The sequence below is a fragment of the Blastococcus sp. SYSU DS1021 genome, assembly GCF_054050995.1.
This window is the reverse complement of record NZ_JBJHAL010000024.1, coordinates 21,548-37,643: the sequence shown is the minus strand read 5'-3', so window position 1 is coordinate 37,643 and position 16,096 is coordinate 21,548. Positions and strand designations below refer to the sequence as shown.

The following is a 16,096-nucleotide window of genomic DNA, read 5'->3' as shown; positions in this document are numbered from 1 at the left end:
AATAGAGTTTTCTGCGGTGAAGAACAAGCCCGCGTACGCGATCGGCTCGGTGGACTCCGCTCTCCTGCTGGCCAGCCTTCTGCAGCAGGAGGGCCCCATGCGGGTGACCGACGTCGCCGGTCGGCTGGGCGTCTCCGCGTCCACGGCCCACCGGCTGCTCGGGATGCTCGTCTACCGGGACTTCGCCGAGCAGCTGCCCGATCGCCGGTACGGGCCCGGATCGGCCCTGCGTCCGGCCACGGCGCCCCCGGCGTCGGTCGCCCTCCTGCGGGACGCCGCCCTGCCGCGCCTGCGGCGGCTCGTCGACGCGGTGGGGGAGACGGCCAACGTCATGCTGCTGGCCGGTCGGGAGGTCCGGTTCGTGGCGACGGTGGAGAGCCACCAGGTGCTGCGCGTCGGCGACCGCACCGGGCGGGCGCTGCCCGCCCACCTCACCTCGGGCGGCAAGGCGGTGCTCGCCGCTCTCGGCGCCGAGCGCCGGGCCGACGTCCTCGCCGGCTTGGACGAGCCCGCGGCCGCCCGGCTGGAGCGGGAGCTGCGCACGGTCCGGCGTCGGGGCTTCGCCCTCAACGACCAGGCGACCGAGGCGGGGCTGACGGCGGTCGGGGTCGCCGTCCCGGCGGCGGGCGGGCTCGACGGTGCGGGGCTCTCCCTGGCCGCACCCTCCGCGCGGTACTCCCGCGACCGGCTGCCGGAGTGGGTCGGCCACCTGGCCGAGGCGGCGGGGGCGGTCGCGCGCGCGCTGGACGCGGGCCGGTCCGACGGCGGAACGGCCGGCGGCCGGCGCTGATCACCCGGCCCGGGCGTCCACCGCGGCCCCGCAGACCGGGCACACCTCGAGCTGCCGGCGTCGCCACCGCAGGACGGGCACGAAGAAGACCGTGAGCTGCCGGAACTGCCGGACCCGGGTCCACCGCGCGGTGTTGCCGCACCGGGGACAGGTGCGGGTCGCCCCCGGGCCCGCGTCCCGCTGCTTGGTCCCGAAGCCGAAGAGGAAGAACATCCCGTCAGCGTGGACGATCGCTGCGACGCGCGCGCGTCGTCCCCCGCGGCCCCTACCGGCCGGTAGGCGGTGTGACCTGCGCCCAAGGGCTAGGTTCGGACCGGAACACCGGGTCGTCGGCGCAGGGGAGTGGCACGTGGGCAGGTCGGTACTGGTGACCGGCGGTAACCGGGGGATCGGGCTGGCCATCGCCCGGTCGTTCGCCGAGCAGGGCGACTCGGTCGCGGTGACGCACCGCGGCAGCGGCGCCCCCGACGGGCTGTTCGGCGTCCGGTGCGACGTCACCAGCGCCGAGGACGTCGACCGCGCCTTCGGCGAGGTCGAGGAGCACCAGGGGCCGGTCGAGGTGCTGGTGAGCAACGCCGGCATCACCCGCGACGGCCTGCTCATGCGGATGAAGGAAGAGGACTTCGCCGACGTCGTCGACGCGAACCTCACCGCCGCCTACCGGGTCGCCAAGCGCGCGACCCCGAAGATGGTGCGCGCCCGGGCCGGCCGGATGGTGTTCGTGTCCTCGGTGGTCGGGCTGCTCGGCTCGGCCGGACAGACGAACTACGCGGCGAGCAAGGCCGGGCTGGTGGGCCTGGCCCGGTCGATCGCGCGCGAGCTCGGCAGCCGGAACATCACCGCGAACGTGGTGGCACCCGGGTTCGTGACCACGGACATGACCGCGGAGCTGCCCGAGGCCCGGCAGCAGGAGATCCTGGGCCAGGTGCCGCTGGGCCGGTACGCCGACGCCGACGAGGTCGCCGGCGTCGTGCGCTTCCTGGCGTCGGACGCGGCGGCTTACATCACCGGGGCGGTCGTCCCGGTCGACGGCGGACTCGGAATGGGGCACTGATGGGCATCCTGGACGGCAAGAAGATCCTGGTCACCGGGGTCCTCACCGAGGCGTCGATCGCGTATGCCACCGCGCGGATCGCGCAGGAGCAGGGCGCCACCGTCGTCCTGTCCAACTTCGGCCGCGCCCTGTCGCTGTGCCAGCGGATCGCCAAGCGGCTGCCGCAGGAGGCCGCCGTCGTCGAGCTCGACGTGACGAACACCGAGCACCTGACCACGCTGGCCGACCGGCTGCGCGAGCAGGGCTTCGACCGCCTCGACGGCGTGGTGCACTCCATCGGCTTCGCCCCGCAGGAGGCGATGGGCGAGGGCTTCCCCGAGGTGGCCTGGGAGCACGCCGCCACCGCGTTCCAGGTGTCGAGCTGGTCCTACGCCTCGCTCACCCAGGCCTGCCGGCCGCTGCTGGCCAACCCGTCCTCGGTCGTCGGGCTGACCTTCGACGCGACCGTCGCCTGGCCGGTCTACGGCTGGATGGGCGCGGCCAAGGCGGCGCTGGAGTCGGTCAGCCGCTACGTCGCCCGCGAGCTGGGCCCGGAGGGCGTGCGGTCCAACATCGTCGCCGCCGGCCCGCTGCGCAGCATGGCCATGAAGTCCATCCCGGGCAGCAAGCAGTTCGAGGAGGCGTGGGAGGGACGGGCCCCGCTGGGCTGGTCGGTCACCGACACGGAGCCCGCCGGCAAGGCCGTCGTCGCCCTGCTGTCGGACTGGTTCCCCGCGACCACCGGCGAGATCGTCCACGTCGACGGGGGCTTCCACGCCGTCGGCGTGTGAGTGCATCCGTCGACGCCCCGCAACAGGAAGAACCCACGTGCCCCGCGCAATCGTCGACATCACTCCTGCCGGTCAGCGACCCGACGAGGACCCCTCGCTCGCCGTCCGCAACAACGGCGGCGTCGCGCCGTCGGCCGAGCCTGCCCCGCCCGGCCGGCGGGAGGCGCTGCTGCTCCTGTCGTTCGGCGGCCCGGAGGGCCACGACGACGTCATGCCCTTTCTCGAGAACGTCACCCGCGGGCGGGGCATCCCGCGCGAGCGGCTGGCGGAGGTCGCCGAGCACTACCACCACTTCGGCGGCGTGAGCCCGATCAACGACCAGAACAAGGCGCTGCTCGCGGCGCTGGAGGCCGAGCTCCGCTCGGCGGGGATCGACCTGCCGGTCTACTGGGGCAACCGCAACTGGGCGCCCTACGTCGAGGACGTCTGGCAGCAGATGACCGACGACGGCATCCAGCACGCCTACGTGCTGGCGACGTCGGCCTACGCCTCCTTCTCCGGCTGCCGGCAGTACCACGAGGACATCGCCCGCGCCCGCGCCGCGCTGACCGGCGACGCCGCCGCCCCGGGCGGCCCGACCGCGGAGAAGCTCCCGCACTACTTCGACGCCGACGGCTTCGTGCGGGCCAACGCCGACGCGCTCGCCGCGGCGCTGGCCGAGCTCCCCGAGGAGCTGCGCGCCTCCGCCCGCCTCGTGGCGACCGCGCACAGCATCCCGGACACGATGGCCGCCGTCGCCGGACCGGAGGGGCACGCCTACGAGGCGGAGCTGATGGCCGCCGCGCAGCAGGTCGTCGACCTCGCCGCCCCGGGCCGGCCGTTCGACCTGGTGTGGCAGAGCCGCAGCGGCCCGCCGTCGGTGCCGTGGCTGGAGCCGGACGTCAACGACCACCTGGAGGCGCTGGCGGAGGCGGGGGAGACCGCCGTCGTCCTCTTCCCGGTCGGCTTCGTCAGCGACCACCTCGAGGTGATCTGGGACCTCGACAACGAGGCGAAGGAGACCGCCGAGCGGCTGGGCCTCGCCTTCGCCCGCGCGGCGACGGCGGGGACGCACCCGGCGTTCGTGACCTCGCTGCGCGGGCTGCTCGAGGAGCGACGCGTCGGGGGCGAGCCGCGCCTGGGCACCAACTGCCCGGCGTCCTGCTGTTTCGTCCCGCCGCGCCCGAGCCGTCCCGCCGCCGGCTGACCCGCTCTGGGGGCCGTGCTCCCGCTCCGGGGGCCCTGCAGGACCCGCGGGGCGCGCGGAACACCCCCAGAGCGTGGCAGGGTCGTCCCTACCCCCGATGCAACGGCTGCACGGTGCAGGGCACGGCACGTGGCCGCGGTGTCATCGGGGGACGTCGTTGTACGCGGCGGTGACCGCCTCGCGCACCGCGTCGGAGAGCGGACGCAGGGCGGCGTCGCGGGCGGCGATCTGGGCCTGGTTGACCGCTGCCCCGGGTGCGTCGGTGGCCGCGAGGTCGAGCACGGCCGCCAGCCGCTGCGCCCGCCCGAGCACCGACAGCGCCAGCGGGTCGTGGTCGAACGGCAGGCCGGGGGCCGGCTTGGGGCGTGCCAGGTCGGCCAGCAGCGCGGGGACCTCGGGGTGCCAGCGTGCCAGGTCCAGGTCCGCCAGCGTCCGGGCGGCGTCGGTGACGGCGAGGTCGAGCGCCCCGGAGACCGCGCGCAGCCTGCCCTCCGCAGGCGGCGGCGGGGGCGCCGCACCGTCGAGCGGGAACGCCGTCCAGGTGACGACCTCCGGGCCGGTCCGCGGGACCAGGACCAGCCGGGTCCCGACGGCGGCCTGCCCCGCCTCCAGCGCCGCGGCGGCCAGGCCCGGCACCGCAGGCAGCCCGCGCACGTCGCCGGGTACCGGCAGCACCAGCCGCAGCCGCTGCTCGCGCAGGCCGCGCAGCGCGGTCAGCGCCTCGCCGAGCGGCACCGTCCCGGCGCTCCCGGGCATGCCGGCCACGAGGTGGGCGTGCTCGCCGGTCAGCGCCTCCAGCGTCTCGTCGTAGGAGGCGCGCCCGCCCAGCCAGGCGGTCGTCCAGACCGCGAGCCGGCCGGCGGGGTAGTCGTGCACCGGTCGAGGCTACGTCGGCGCGGCCGGGCCGCCGCGCGGCCTCCCGGGGCCGCGGCTCTGCCAGACTTGGTGCATGGCGTGGTTGCTGTGGTTGATCGGTGCAGGGGCGCTGGCCGTCGGCGAGATGCTCACCCTCGACCTGGTGCTGCTCATGCTCGCCGGTGGCGCACTCGGTGGCATGACCGTCGCGCTGCTGGGTGGCGCGCTGTGGTTGCAGCTCGCCACCTTCATCATCGTGTCGGGGGTGCTCCTGGTGGCGGTGCGCCCCTTGGCGAAGAGGCAGCTGACCGATCGCACCCCGCTCCAGCTCGACGGCGTCGACACGCTCATCGGCAAGACGGCGGAGGTCTCCGAGCCCGTGGACGCCTCCGGTGGCCGGATCCGGCTCGGGGCCGACGAGTGGAGTGCGCGCAGCCAGCACAGCGCGGAGTCCTTCGGCGTCGGTGAGACGGTGCGCATCCTGCAGGTGGACGGTGCGACGGCGGTCGTCGGCGACGCGCTGGAGTGACGCCTGTCCCCAAGGTGCTGACCCGGGGGACCCGGCAGGGCAGGATCAACGGTGACCCCCGACGAAGGGAGCTCGCCGTGGATGCGGCACTCATCGCACTGATCGTCATCGCCGTGCTCGTGATCATCGTGATCGCCAAGAGCGTGACGATCGTCCCCCAGGCGCAGGCCAAGGTCGTCGAGCGACTGGGCCGGTACAGCCGGACCCTGTCGCCGGGCCTGTCGATCCTCGTGCCGTTCATCGACCGCGTGCGGGCCACCATCGACCTGCGCGAGCAGGTCATCTCGTTCCCGCCGCAGCCGGTCATCACCGCCGACAACCTGCAGGTCGGCATCGACACCGTCGTCTACTTCCAGGTGACTGATCCGCGACTGGCCGTCTACGGCATCGCCAACTACATCACCGGCATGGAGCAGCTGACCACGACCACGCTGCGCAACGTCGTCGGTGGCCTCAACCTCGAGGGCGCCCTGACCGGCCGCGACGGCATCAACAGCCAGCTGCGCTCGGTCCTCGACGGCACGACCGGGCCGTGGGGGCTGCGCGTGGCGCGCGTGGAGATCAAGGCGATCGACCCGCCGCCGTCCATCCAGGACTCGATGGAGAAGCAGATGCGCGCCGACCGCGACAAGCGCGCCATCATCCTGACCGCCGAGGGTGCCCGTCAGTCGGCGATCACGACCGCCGAGGGTGAGAAGGCCGCGGCGATCCTCTCCGCGGAGGGCAAGAAGCAGTCGGCGATCCTCGAGGCGGAGGCCGAGCGGCAGAGCCGGATCCTGCGCGCCGAGGGTGAGCGCGCCGCGCTCTACCTGCAGGCGCAGGGGCAGGCGAAGTCGATCGAGACGGTGTTCCAGGCCATCCACGACGGCAAGCCCGACCAGGGGCTGCTGGCCTACCAGTACCTGCAGACGCTGCCGCAGATCGCCCAGGGCGACGCCAACAAGATGTGGATCGTGCCCAGCGAGTTCAGCAAGGCGCTCGAGGGGCTGGCCAGCCTGGGCGGCGCCGAGGGCGGGAAGTCGTGGATGGACGTCGAGCCGTCCGGCGACGGCGGCGGCGGCCCGAAGGACGGCGGCCTGGACACCAGCAGCTGGTTCGAGTCGCAGCTGCCGCGAGCAGCCGACCAGCCGGAGGCCAAGATCGAGCTGTCGTCGATCACCGACAGCGCCCCGGCGGTGCCGACACCGCCGCCGCTGTCGCAGGTGAAGCAGGACGTGCGGGAGTCCGGTCCCGCGGCGGACCCGCGCAACCGTCCGGCGGAGATCGACCCGCCGGACGCCGACCCGCCGTACGGGTCGCAGCAGTAGCAGCACGAGACACCGGAAGCTCTGCCTACGCCCCTCTCCGGGCGCGGGCAGAGCCTCCGGTGCTTGCCGGGGTCTAGTCCTTGAGCAGGCCCTCGCGGAGCTTGGCCAGCGTCTGGCTGAGCAGCCGGGAGACGTGCATCTGCGAGATGCCGATGTCGGCGGCGATCTGCGACTGGGTCATGTTGCCGAAGAACCGCAGGATCAGGATCCGCCGCTCCCGGGCCGGGATGGTGGCCAGCAGCGGCTGCAGCGACTCGCGGTACTCCACGCCCTCGAGCGCCGCGTCCTCCTCGCCCAGCGTCGCCGCCAGGGTGGGGGAGTCGTCCTCACCGGAGAGCCGCTCGTCCAGCGAGCTGCTCCGGTACGCGTTGGCGACGGCGAGCCCCTCCAGCACCTCGGCGCGGGGGATGCCCAGGTGCTCGGCCAGCTCGCTGGGGGTCGGGGCCCGGCCGTTCTTCTGCGCCAGCTCGCCGACGGCGGCGTTCAGCGACAGGTGCAGCTCCTGCAGCCGGCGCGGTACGCGCACCGACCAGCCCTGGTCGCGGAAGTGCCGCTTGATCTCGCCGGTGATCGTCGGGACGGCGAACGAGAGGAACTCCACGCCCCGTGTCGGGTCGAACCGGTCGATCGCGGCGATCAGCCCGAGCGTGCCGACCTGCAGCAGGTCGTCGAAGGGCTCGCCGCGGTTGCTGAACCGCCGGGCGAAGTGCCGCACCAGGGGCAGGTGCTCCTCGACGAGGATCTCGCGCAGCCGTTCCCGGCGGGGGTCGTCCTTGTCGAGGGTGGCCAGCTCGGCGAACAGCGGCGCCGTGCGCTCGGCCCGGCGCCGGTTCTCCGACAGCGGTGGCGCATCGGGCTCGGGGGCGGCCGGCGGGCCGGGGAGGCCGGGCGCGGGCTCGTCCGGGGTCTCGACCGGCTGCTCGGCCGAGGGGTCGACGGGCGTGCCTTCGGTGGCGTCCAGGGGTTCCTCCTCGATGGAGTCGGCGGCGGCGGCCGACCTGCTCACCGGGCCACCGAGAGGTTCTCGTCGCCCACGCCCGCCGGGTGCTGCCCCGGCAGGTACTTGGCGAGGGCGATCACGGCCACCGGCGAGTCGCTGCCGGTCCCGCCCGGGACCTCGCGCTCGGTGGAGCGCCGGCCCTCGACCGAGTCGACCAGGGCGGCGAGGACCGCCCACCCGAAGCCGTCGGTGGGGACCTCCGTGCCGTCCGCGGTGGGCACCCAGGCGTTGATGTGCAGGCCGGCCCGCGTGGTCTCGAAGACGACCGTCAGCGGCGCGTCCCCCTGGACGATCGTCGACAGGGTGGCGCAGGCCTCGTCGACCGCGAGACGGAGGTCCTCCACCGCGTCGAGGTCGTAGTCCATCCGCATCGCCAGGTCACCGGCCATGGCCCGGACCGCGGGCAGCTGGGTCGCGGTGGTGGGCACCCGCAGCTCCAGTCGCTCCGCACGCCGTCCGTCCTGCGCGAGGGGGGCCCTCGAATCGACCATCCGTCGTCCGCTCCTTCGTTCCCGGCGCACTCGACCTTCGAGCCGCGGTGGTGCCCCGTGCCGGTCGGCCCGGCCACCGGTGGCGGCGCGGACCGGCACCGATCGGTGCACAAGACTGCTGCCTACCCGACCGGCGCCGGCGCCCAAACGTGGCCTGGACCACGGCGTTCGCGTGCCGGGCACGCGGTTGCCGCCACCCGCAGCCTGTTGTTGGCTGGCCCGAGATGAGCACCGGTTCCGGCAGTCTGCCACCCACCGACGACGGCGCCCTGGACGAGGGCTCCGCCGTGCTGCTCGCTGCCATGGAGACGTCGCCCGACGCGCTGTTCTGCCTGGCGGCCGACGCCGCCCGACCGCTGTGGGCCAACGCCCGAGCCCGCGGCCTGGAGGCCCGGCGCGGCGGCCTGCCCGAGGTCTCCGGGCGCCCGCTGGCCGACCTCGTCGAGGCCGCTGCGCGCAGCGGGCACACCGAGACCCTCAGCGGCGCGCTCGGGCCGGAGGGGCCGATGGTGACGGCCACGGTGCGGCCCATGACGGTCGCCGGCGAGCCGGGTGCCTTCGTGGTGATCGAAGCGCTCGCGGCCGACGACGTGCACCGCGCGCAGCAGGCGCTGCTCCCGCCGTCGCTGCCGATGCTCCCCGACGTGGTCCTGTCCGGCAGCTACCACCGGGCCACCGAGCTCTCCGCGGCCGGTGGCGACTGGTACGACGCCGTGCCGCTGGGCAAGGGCCGCGTCGCCCTGGTGGTGGGCGACGCCGTGGGGCACGGGGTGGCCGCGGCCGGCGCGATGAGCCGGCTGCGCGGGGCGATGCGCTCCACGGTGCTCGGCGACCCGGAGCCGGCGGCCGTGCTCGCCGCTCTCGACGCGTTCGCCGCCCAGATGGACGACGTCGAGGGGGCGTCGGTGTTCTACGGCGTCCTCGATGTCGCCACCGGGCGGCTGGTCTACAGCGCGGCCGGTCACCCGGCCCCGCTGGTCGTGCACGCCGACGGGAGCAGCACGTTCCTCGAGGTGACCGCCCGGCCGCCGCTCGGCAGCCTCCCCGGGGCGCCGGCGCCGCTGCACGAGGCCCAGCTCGCCCAGGGCGCGACGCTGGTGCTCTTCTCCAACGGTGTGGTCGCGGGGCTCGACGAGCCACCCGCCGAGGCGCTCGAACGGCTCGGTGCGGCCGCGCGCGAGGTGCTGGACGATCCGGGGGCCCTCGGCGTCGATGCCGCCGCCGGGCTGGCCGGGGCGATCGCCGAGGGCGTGCGCCGGCCGCACGGCTGGCTGGACGACGTCGCCGTCCTGGTCGCCCACCGGCGGGCCACCGCGCACGAGGCCCTCCAGCTGGACCTGCTCGCCGTGCCCTCCGCGCTGCCCGGCGTGCGCCGGCGCCTCAACGCCTGGCTGACCGACCTGGGCATGGGCGAGCAGGACCGGGTGGGTGTCATGGTCGCCGTCGGCGAGGCGTGCGCGAACGCCGCCGAGCACGCCTACCGGGGTACCGAGCCCGGGCCCATGTCGGTGACCGCCCAGGTCGACGTGGACGGGGTGCTCACCGTGACCGTGCGGGACCAGGGCACCTGGCGCCCGCCGGACCGCGACCCGGGTGACCGTGGCCGCGGGCTGCTGATCATGCGCCAGCTCGTCGACGGCGTGACCCTGGCCGAGGACCACGGGACGACGGTCACGCTGAGCTTCCGGCTGCGGCGGACCCCGGACGAGGAGATCGACGCGCACCGCGTCGTCGACGGTGCGGACGTGGTGGTCGAGCGCGAGGGTCCGCGCCCGGTCGTGCGGGCCCGGGGGGCCGTCGACGCCGCGGCCGCGGAACAGCTGCGGATCCGGATGCTGGAGGCCAGTCACGGCGGCGCCACCCCGATGGAGCTCGACCTCTGCGACGTCGGCCTGTTCAGCAGCGCCGCCGTCCGCGTCGTCCTGGCCGTGGCCCGCATCGCCCGGGACGAGTCCTGGCGCCTCGTCGTCCAGGCCCCCGCGGGCGGCGTGACCCGGCACGTGCTGGAGATCAGCGGTCTGGACGGGCTGGTCGAGCTGCGCTGAGGCGTGACTCTCCGTCCCGGGGGGTTTGCGGAGTGCCTGCGGTGCCCATTCCCCGCCCGTGAGACTGCGGCGCAGCGACGTGCACGGGCCCGGCTACCGACGCCGCAGAGCCGGGCGCGGCTTCGCGTACTACGACACCGACGGCAGCCTCATCAAGGACGAGCGGCTGGACCGCATCCGGGCCCTCGCCGTCCCGCCGGCCTGGAGGGACGTCTGGATCTGCCCGTGGCCCAACGGGCACATCCAGGCCACCGGGGTGGACGCCGCCGGGCGGCGGCAGTACCGCTACCACGACGCCTGGCGTGCCCGGCGCGACGCGGAGAAGCACGAGCGGGTGCTGGAGATCGCGCGCCAGCTGCCCGATGTGCGCGACGCGGTGCGGGCCGGGCTGCGCACCCGCGGCCTCACCCGCGAGCGCGTCCTGGCCACCGCCATCCGGCTGCTGGACCTGGGCGCCTTCCGCGTGGGCAGCGAGCAGTACGAGGAGGAGAACGGCACGTTCGGCCTGGCGACCCTGAAACGGGCGCACGTGTCGGTGCGCGGCGAGCGGACCTTCTGCTCCTACCTCGCGAAGGGGGGCATCGAGCGGGAGGTGGAGATCACCGACCGGTCCACGGCGACCGTCGTCCGCCAGCTGCTCGAGCGCCCCGCCGACGCCGGTGAGGACCTGCTCGCCTACCAGACCGAGGACGGCACGTGGCGGGACGTGACGAGCGCGGAGATCAACGCCTACCTCAAGGAGATCAGCGGCGCGGAGATCTCGGCCAAGGACTTCCGCACGTGGACGGCGACGGTGCTGATGGCCGCCGCGCTCGCCGAGGTGCCCCCGCCGACGTCGAAGACGGCCCGCAAGAAGGTCGTCAGCGCCGCCTACAAGCGGGTCAGCGAGCAGCTGGGGAACACCCCCGCCGTCTGCAAGGCCAGCTACGTCGACCCGCGCGTCGTCGACCGGTTCGAGCACGGCGAGACGGTCGCCGAGGCCCTGCGCGACGCCGACGAGGTCCTGTCGTCGGGGGGTGTGGCCGACCGGGACACGCAGAAGGTGCTGGAGGAGGCCGTCTGCCGGCTGCTCTCGGCCTAGTGACGACGGAGGCCCCGCTCCGGTGTGGAGCGGGGCCTCCGGACGAGGTCCTTCTTCAGCGGGCGTCGGCGATGGTGAAGAGGTCGATCAGCCCGGTCACCTCGAGCGGCCGGGTGACGGCGCGGGTCGTGGCGATCAGCCGCAGGGCGACCTCACGGCTGCGGGCGGACTTCTGCGTCTCGACGAGCACGGCGAGACCGGCCGAGCCCAGGAACTGGACACCGGACAGGTCGATCACCAGCTCGCGCGGCTGCTGCTCGAGCTGGCTGTCCAGGGTCGAGCGCAGCACGGGAGCGGTGAAGGTGTCCACCTCGCCGACGACCGTGACCGTGACAGCGCCGTCCTCGTCGGTGGAGGTCGAGAGCGTGATCACGTCGTCGAAGGGTGCCTCGGTGCCCTCGGTCGACACGTCGGGCTGCCCCTCGGCGGGCAGGTCGGAAGTGGTCACGGACAGTGGCTCCTCTCGGCGGAACCCGGACGACGGGCCGCCCGGACAATCTACCGCTGCACATCTCCGGGGGCCCGGGCCCCCGGCTCGCGGTGGTCGAATGTGTTGCGTGCCGGACCACCGGGCCCAGCACGTCGCGGCTACCTGCTGAACCGCTGACTCAACGTAGACAACCTGCCGCGCGCGCGCCAACCCACCCCCCGGACGGCACCCGAAGGGGCGCCGAGGGGTGGGTCGCTGGTGTGCGGGGGAGCGTCAGCCGTCGGTGACGTGGACGGCGGACTCCTCGGGGCCCTCGCCGCCCACGGGCTGGTCCGCGGTGGCCTCGACGTCGTCTGCGGTGCGGTTGGTGCCGGAGTCGCTCTCGGGCGTGGTCGAGGTGTCCTGCTCCAGCTGCGCGTCGGCCCGCTGCGGGTCCTCGGCGGGGCGGACGTCGGCCGCGTCGTCGGGGAGCTCGCGATCCAGCCGGCCGGCGAGGGACTCGCCCTGGGACTGCTCGAAGGCGGTGGTGCCGAAGTCGACCGTGGCGGTCGCGCTCTCGTTCGGCATCGGCTGGAACTGCGGGTCCTCCTTCCACGACTGGGTGGGGGAGTCGTCCTGCGCGACGTCCGGGATGCCGTCGTCCGAGGGGAAGATGTCCCGGGCCGTCTGCCCCTCGGTCTGGGTGGTGCCGTCGTACGTACCGGGGTCGGTGCCGTCGTTGGCGGGGTTGGTCATCGGGCCTCCGTTCGTCGGCGGGCGTGCCCGCGCTCTCGCCCCCGGAGGGGCCGTGGGCCGGTCGGGGGACCGGCGTCGTTCCACCGCCCTACCCGGGGGCCGTGCGGCCATGCGCCGGTGTGCGTCGCGGCACTGCCGCCCCTCGCGGCATGGGAGCGCGTCCGCGGGGTAGCAGGGGGCCATGGCGATCGCAGACGAGGTCCAGCGGGTCGGGGCGCCGCTCCGCCGGTGGGTGCGCACCCAGAAGCGCGAGTACACCAACGGGGAACCCAGGCCGCTGGGCGGTGACCTGGGCGCCATGGGCGTGTACGCGGGCGTGGTGGCCGGTGGCGCCGTGGCGGTGCGGGCCGCGGGCAAGCAGCTGCCCGAGCGGATCCCGCTCGGTGACGCCGTCCTGCTCACCATCGCCACCTTCCGGCTGGCCCGCCGCATCGCCAAGGACCCGGTGACCAGTCCGCTCCGCGCGCCGTTCGTGCGCTTCGAGGGCGCCTCGGGGCACGCCGAGGTGGCCGAGGAGGTGCGGGAGCACGGCGGCGTGAAGCACGCCGTCGGTGAGCTGCTCACCTGCCCCTTCTGCCTGGCCCAGTGGGTGGGCACGGCGTTCGTCTTCGGGTACGTGACCGCACCCCGGGCCACCCGGCTGGCCGCGCTGACGATGACGACGGTCGCGGGCTCCGACGTCCTGCAGTTCGTGTACGACTCGATCCAGAACGGTGCCCTGGCCCCGGCCGACGAGGGGGCGGACGACCAGGGCTGAGGAGGCGACGGTCCTCCGTCGGGGGGAGTGGCCGCGTCGTTCGCCCTGCCGCGGAGGGCGCTCCGGACCTATCCTGCGATCTTGACCCGGCTCCGGGTCGGGGACGCCCGGCGGAACGGGTGCGAGGGAGGGCGGCATGCGATCGATCTGGCGAGGCGCCGTGTCGTTCGGCCTGGTCAGCATCGGCGTGAAGCTGTACTCGGCCACCGAGGACAAGGACATCCGCTTCCACCAGGTGCACGCGGCCGACGGTGGCCGGGTGAAGTACCGGCGGGTGTGCTCGATCGACGGCGAGGAGCTCGAGTACTCCGACATCGCCAAGGGCTACGAGCTGCCCAGCGGGGAGGTGGTCATCCTCACCGACGAGGACTTCGAGGGGTTGCCGCTCACCACCCGCCGGGAGATCGAGGTGCTGGAGTTCGTCGACCAGTCCGAGATCGACCCGATCATGTTCGAGAAGACGTACTACCTCGAGCCCGACGGTCCCGCGGCGCGTCCCTACGTGCTGCTGCGCGACGCGCTGGAGAACGCCGGCCAGGTGGCGATCACCAAGATCGCGTTGCGGCAGCGGGAGTCGCTGGCGGCGCTGCGGGTGCGCGACGGCGTCCTCGTGCTGCACACCATGCGGTGGCCCGACGAGATCCGCACGCCCGACTTCGCCTTCCTCGACGAGGACATCTCGGTGCGGCCGCAGGAGCTGAAGATGGCCGAGGCTCTCATCGGCTCGATGACCACGGACTTCGACCCGGGTGAGTTCACCGACGACTACCGCGAGGCGATGACCGCCCTGCTGGAGGCGAAGCAGACCGGGGGCGAGGTGGCCCAGCCGGTGGAGACCCCCGACGACGGGGCCGCCGTCGTCGACCTGATGAGCGCGCTGCGGCGCAGCGTCGAGCGCGCCCGGGGCGGCGCGACCGCGGACGAGGAGCCCACGGCGCCGCCGGCGAAGAAGCCGGCGTCGGCGCGGAAGGCCGCGCCCCGCAAGGCCGCCGCCGACAAGGCCGACGCGAAGGCTCCGGCGAAGAAGGCCGCCGCGAAGAAGGCCGCGCCGAAGAAGGCGGCCGGCCCGGCGGAGAAGACGACCGCCCGGGCCGCCGGCGACGACAAGCCGCCGGCCAAGCGGGCCCGCCGCAGCGCCTGAGGTGGTGGCTCCCGAGCCGGCCGACCTCCCGCTGCCGATGCTGGCCGTCCCCGGCGACCTGCCCGCCGACGACGGCGGGTGGGGCTACGAGTTCAAGTGGGACGGCGTGCGTGCCCTGGCCGCGGTGCGGGACGGGCGGCTGACGCTGGCCTCGCGCAAGGGCACGGAGATCACCGTCCGGTATCCGGAGGTCGCCCGGCTGCCCGGCACGCTCACCGGTCGGGACGCCGTCGTCGACGGGGAGATCGTGCTGATGGACGGGCAGGGCCGCCCCGACTTCGGTGCGCTGCAGAACCGGATGCACCGCACCGGTCCCGAGGTGCCGCGGATGGCGGCCGCCGCTCCGGTCAGCTACCTCGTCTTCGACCTGCTGGAGCTCGACGGGCAGGACCTCCGCGGACGCCCGTACGCCGAGCGCCGCTCGCTCCTCGACGAGCTCGACCCGGCCGGGCGCCGTTGGGTGCTCACGCCGTGGTTCCCGGGCCGCGGCGCCGACGTGCAGGCCGCCAGCGAGGAGAACGGGCTGGAGGGGATCGTGGCCAAGCGGCTGGACTCCCCGTACCGCGACGGCGTCCGCAGCCCCGACTGGCGCAAGGTCAAGAACTTCTCCACCCAGTCCGCCGTCGTCGGCGGGTGGCGGCCGGGCCAGGGACGGCGCGCCGGCACCATCGGTTCGCTGCTGGTCGGCGTCCCCGACGACGAGGGGCGGTTGGTCTACGTCGGGCACGTGGGCACCGGGTTCACCGACCAGGGGCTGCGCGACCTGCAGCGGCTGCTCACCCCGCGCCGCACCTCGCCCTTCGCCGGCGCACTGCCGCGCGAGGTCACCCGGGACGCGCGCTGGGTGGAGCCCGACCTCGTCGGCGAGGTCGCCTACGCGGTGTGGACGGCGGACGGGCGGCTCCGGCACCCGGTCTGGCGCGGGGTCCGCGACGACCTGGAGCCCGACGACGTGGTGCGGGAGTCGTGAACGGCCGGCGCCGCGGTAGCGGACCGTGAGCCCCGCCAGGCAGCGGGTGGAGATCGCCGGGCGGCAACTGGCGGTCTCCAACCTGGACAAGGTTCTCTTCCCCGAGGTGGGTTTCACCAAGGCCCAGGTCATCGACTACTACGTGCGGATCGCCCCGGTGCTGCTGCCGCACGTGGCCGGCCGGCCCGTGACCTTCACCCGGTGGCCCGACGGGGTCGAGGGCCCGGCGTTCTTCGAGAAGAACAGCGCGCGGCACGCCCCGGAGTGGGTGCGCCGGGTGACCCTGCCGAGCCCGGGCAGCTCGCGCGGCCGCGAGACGCTGGACATGGTGCTGCTGGCCGACGTCCCCGATCTGGCGTGGGCGGCGAACCTGGCCGCCCTGGAGGTGCACGTCCCGCAGTGGCGGGTGGACGACGACGGGGTGGCGCAGCTGCCCGACCTGCTGGTGCTCGACCTCGACCCGGGCCCGGAGACCGGCATCGCCGAGTGCTGCGAGGTGGCCGAGCGGCTCGGCGTGCGGCTGGAGGCCGACGGCCTGGACCCGGTGGTGAAGACGTCGGGCTCCAAGGGCATGCAGGTGTACGCGCCGATCGAGGTCACCGACCGCGAGCAGCCCAGCCGCTACGCGAAGAAGCTGGCGCAGGAGCTGTCGGCCGAGACCCCCGACGACGTCGTCTGGCGGATGGAGAAGGCGCTGCGGCCGGGCAAGGTGCTCGTCGACTGGAGCCAGAACAACCCGGCCAAGACCACCGTCGCCCCGTACTCGCTGCGGGCGCGGGCGGGGGCGACGGTCTCCACGCCGATCGGCTGGGACGAGGTCGACGCGGTCCGCGACGGCTCCCTGGATCCCGCGGCCCTGCGGTTCACCACGGAGCAGGTGCTGGCCCGCGTCGAGGAGTACGGCGACCTCTTCGACGTCGCCGGCGCCCGGCGCGCCCCGCTGCCGGAGGTCTGA

The 16,096-nt window shown here is 74.4% G+C and carries 18 protein-coding genes; 12 read left to right on the top strand and 6 right to left on the bottom strand.

Annotated features, from left to right (window positions below; all coding sequences use genetic code 11):
• Positions 1–16 precede the first annotated feature (16 nt).
• On the top strand, positions 17–790 hold the full coding sequence (locus tag ACI8AP_RS16785) for an IclR family transcriptional regulator (protein WP_456590495.1): 774 nt from the start codon (positions 17–19) through the stop codon (positions 788–790).
• On the opposite strand, the gene ACI8AP_RS16780 is transcribed toward ACI8AP_RS16785, so the two are convergent.
• Positions 791–1,003 carry a zinc-ribbon domain-containing protein gene (locus ACI8AP_RS16780; protein ID WP_456590494.1) on the bottom strand — a complete coding sequence of 71 codons (213 nt, stop codon included), beginning with the start codon at positions 1,001–1,003 and terminating at the stop codon, positions 791–793.
• A gap of 154 nt (positions 1,004–1,157) precedes the next feature.
• On the opposite strand from ACI8AP_RS16780, the gene fabG reads away from it, so the two are divergent.
• The 3 genes from fabG to ACI8AP_RS16765 are packed head-to-tail and all read left to right on the top strand — an operon-like array spanning position 1,158 to position 3,800.
• Positions 1,158–1,844 carry a 3-oxoacyl-ACP reductase FabG gene (gene fabG, locus ACI8AP_RS16775; RefSeq protein ID WP_456590493.1) on the top strand — a complete coding sequence of 229 codons (687 nt, stop codon included), beginning with the start codon at positions 1,158–1,160 and terminating at the stop codon, positions 1,842–1,844.
• Entirely contained in the window at positions 1,844–2,614 is a 771-nt protein-coding gene (fabI, locus tag ACI8AP_RS16770) for an enoyl-ACP reductase FabI (RefSeq protein WP_456590492.1), read from the top strand. The genes fabG and fabI overlap by 1 nt, the downstream gene beginning before the upstream one ends.
• 37 nt (positions 2,615–2,651) lie before the next feature.
• The gene (locus tag ACI8AP_RS16765; protein WP_456590491.1) at positions 2,652–3,800 is read left to right on the top strand and encodes a ferrochelatase; all 1,149 of its coding nucleotides are present in this window, start codon (positions 2,652–2,654) and stop codon (positions 3,798–3,800) included.
• A 141-nt stretch (positions 3,801–3,941) separates the two neighbouring features.
• On the opposite strand, the gene ACI8AP_RS16760 is transcribed toward ACI8AP_RS16765, so the two are convergent.
• Complete coding sequence (locus ACI8AP_RS16760) at positions 3,942–4,676, bottom strand: hypothetical protein (RefSeq protein ID WP_456590490.1); 735 nt, start codon at positions 4,674–4,676, stop codon at positions 3,942–3,944.
• Between the two features lie 73 nt (positions 4,677–4,749).
• Here ACI8AP_RS16760 and ACI8AP_RS16755 point away from each other — a divergent pair, with 73 nt between their 5' ends.
• Complete coding sequence (locus tag ACI8AP_RS16755; RefSeq protein ID WP_456590489.1) at positions 4,750–5,184, top strand: NfeD family protein; 435 nt, start codon at positions 4,750–4,752, stop codon at positions 5,182–5,184.
• A 77-nt stretch (positions 5,185–5,261) separates the two neighbouring features.
• Complete coding sequence (locus tag ACI8AP_RS16750) at positions 5,262–6,491, top strand: SPFH domain-containing protein (protein ID WP_456590488.1); 1,230 nt, start codon at positions 5,262–5,264, stop codon at positions 6,489–6,491.
• Between the two features lie 73 nt (positions 6,492–6,564).
• Here ACI8AP_RS16750 and ACI8AP_RS16745 read toward each other — a convergent pair whose 3' ends face one another.
• Both ACI8AP_RS16745 and ACI8AP_RS16740 read right to left on the bottom strand, forming a co-directional pair.
• Positions 6,565–7,497: an RNA polymerase sigma factor SigF gene (locus ACI8AP_RS16745; RefSeq protein ID WP_456590487.1), complete on the bottom strand. Its 933-nt coding sequence runs from the start codon at positions 7,495–7,497 to the stop codon at positions 6,565–6,567.
• Entirely contained in the window at positions 7,494–7,982 is a 489-nt protein-coding gene (locus ACI8AP_RS16740; RefSeq protein ID WP_456590486.1) for an ATP-binding protein, read from the bottom strand. The genes ACI8AP_RS16745 and ACI8AP_RS16740 overlap by 4 nt, the downstream gene beginning before the upstream one ends.
• 224 nt (positions 7,983–8,206) lie before the next feature.
• Here ACI8AP_RS16740 and ACI8AP_RS16735 point away from each other — a divergent pair, with 224 nt between their 5' ends.
• On the top strand, positions 8,207–10,027 hold the full coding sequence (locus ACI8AP_RS16735; RefSeq protein WP_456590485.1) for an ATP-binding SpoIIE family protein phosphatase: 1,821 nt from the start codon (positions 8,207–8,209) through the stop codon (positions 10,025–10,027).
• A 58-nt stretch (positions 10,028–10,085) separates the two neighbouring features.
• Positions 10,086–11,108: a DNA topoisomerase IB gene (locus ACI8AP_RS16730; RefSeq protein ID WP_456590484.1), complete on the top strand. Its 1,023-nt coding sequence runs from the start codon at positions 10,086–10,088 to the stop codon at positions 11,106–11,108.
• Positions 11,109–11,163: 55 nt separating this feature from the next.
• Here the strand turns inward: ACI8AP_RS16730 and ACI8AP_RS16725 are convergent, their stop codons facing one another.
• Positions 11,164–11,556 carry an STAS domain-containing protein gene (locus ACI8AP_RS16725; protein ID WP_091933845.1) on the bottom strand — a complete coding sequence of 131 codons (393 nt, stop codon included), beginning with the start codon at positions 11,554–11,556 and terminating at the stop codon, positions 11,164–11,166.
• Positions 11,557–11,811: 255 nt separating this feature from the next.
• Positions 11,812–12,273 carry a hypothetical protein gene (locus ACI8AP_RS16720; protein ID WP_456590483.1) on the bottom strand — a complete coding sequence of 154 codons (462 nt, stop codon included), beginning with the start codon at positions 12,271–12,273 and terminating at the stop codon, positions 11,812–11,814.
• 181 nt (positions 12,274–12,454) lie between these two features.
• Between ACI8AP_RS16720 and ACI8AP_RS16715 the strand changes: the two genes are divergently transcribed.
• From ACI8AP_RS16715 to ligD (ACI8AP_RS16700), 4 genes are all read left to right on the top strand, one after another.
• A complete protein-coding gene (locus tag ACI8AP_RS16715; protein ID WP_456590482.1) occupies positions 12,455–13,030 on the top strand; it encodes a DUF1360 domain-containing protein in 576 nt (191 codons plus the stop codon).
• Positions 13,031–13,166: 136 nt separating this feature from the next.
• Positions 13,167–14,171, top strand: a complete 1,005-nt coding sequence (gene ku / locus ACI8AP_RS16710) for a non-homologous end joining protein Ku (protein WP_456590481.1) — start codon at positions 13,167–13,169, stop codon at positions 14,169–14,171.
• 4 nt (positions 14,172–14,175) lie between these two features.
• Positions 14,176–15,141 carry a non-homologous end-joining DNA ligase gene (gene ligD / locus ACI8AP_RS16705; protein ID WP_456590480.1) on the top strand — a complete coding sequence of 322 codons (966 nt, stop codon included), beginning with the start codon at positions 14,176–14,178 and terminating at the stop codon, positions 15,139–15,141.
• A 25-nt stretch (positions 15,142–15,166) separates the two neighbouring features.
• Positions 15,167–16,096 (top strand): non-homologous end-joining DNA ligase, encoded by a 930-nt coding sequence (gene ligD / locus ACI8AP_RS16700; RefSeq protein ID WP_456590479.1) that lies wholly within the window; start codon positions 15,167–15,169, stop codon positions 16,094–16,096.

What these genes read in the sequence shown, in the direction of transcription:
- ACI8AP_RS16755 (WP_456590489.1), top strand. Translation starts at nt 4,750, where the DNA reads ATGGCGTGGTTGCTGTGGTTGATCGGTGCAGGGGCGCTGGCCGTCGGC.
- ACI8AP_RS16740 (WP_456590486.1), bottom strand. Translation starts at nt 7,982, where the DNA reads ATGGTCGATTCGAGGGCCCCCCTCGCGCAGGACGGACGGCGTGCGGAG.
- fabI (WP_456590492.1), top strand. Translation starts at nt 1,844, where the DNA reads ATGGGCATCCTGGACGGCAAGAAGATCCTGGTCACCGGGGTCCTCACC.
- ACI8AP_RS16715 (WP_456590482.1), top strand. Translation starts at nt 12,455, where the DNA reads ATGGCGATCGCAGACGAGGTCCAGCGGGTCGGGGCGCCGCTCCGCCGG.
- ACI8AP_RS16735 (WP_456590485.1), top strand. Translation starts at nt 8,207, where the DNA reads ATGAGCACCGGTTCCGGCAGTCTGCCACCCACCGACGACGGCGCCCTG.
- ku (WP_456590481.1), top strand. Translation starts at nt 13,167, where the DNA reads ATGCGATCGATCTGGCGAGGCGCCGTGTCGTTCGGCCTGGTCAGCATC.
- ACI8AP_RS16780 (WP_456590494.1), bottom strand. Translation starts at nt 1,003, where the DNA reads ATGTTCTTCCTCTTCGGCTTCGGGACCAAGCAGCGGGACGCGGGCCCG.
- ACI8AP_RS16720 (WP_456590483.1), bottom strand. Translation starts at nt 12,273, where the DNA reads ATGACCAACCCCGCCAACGACGGCACCGACCCCGGTACGTACGACGGC.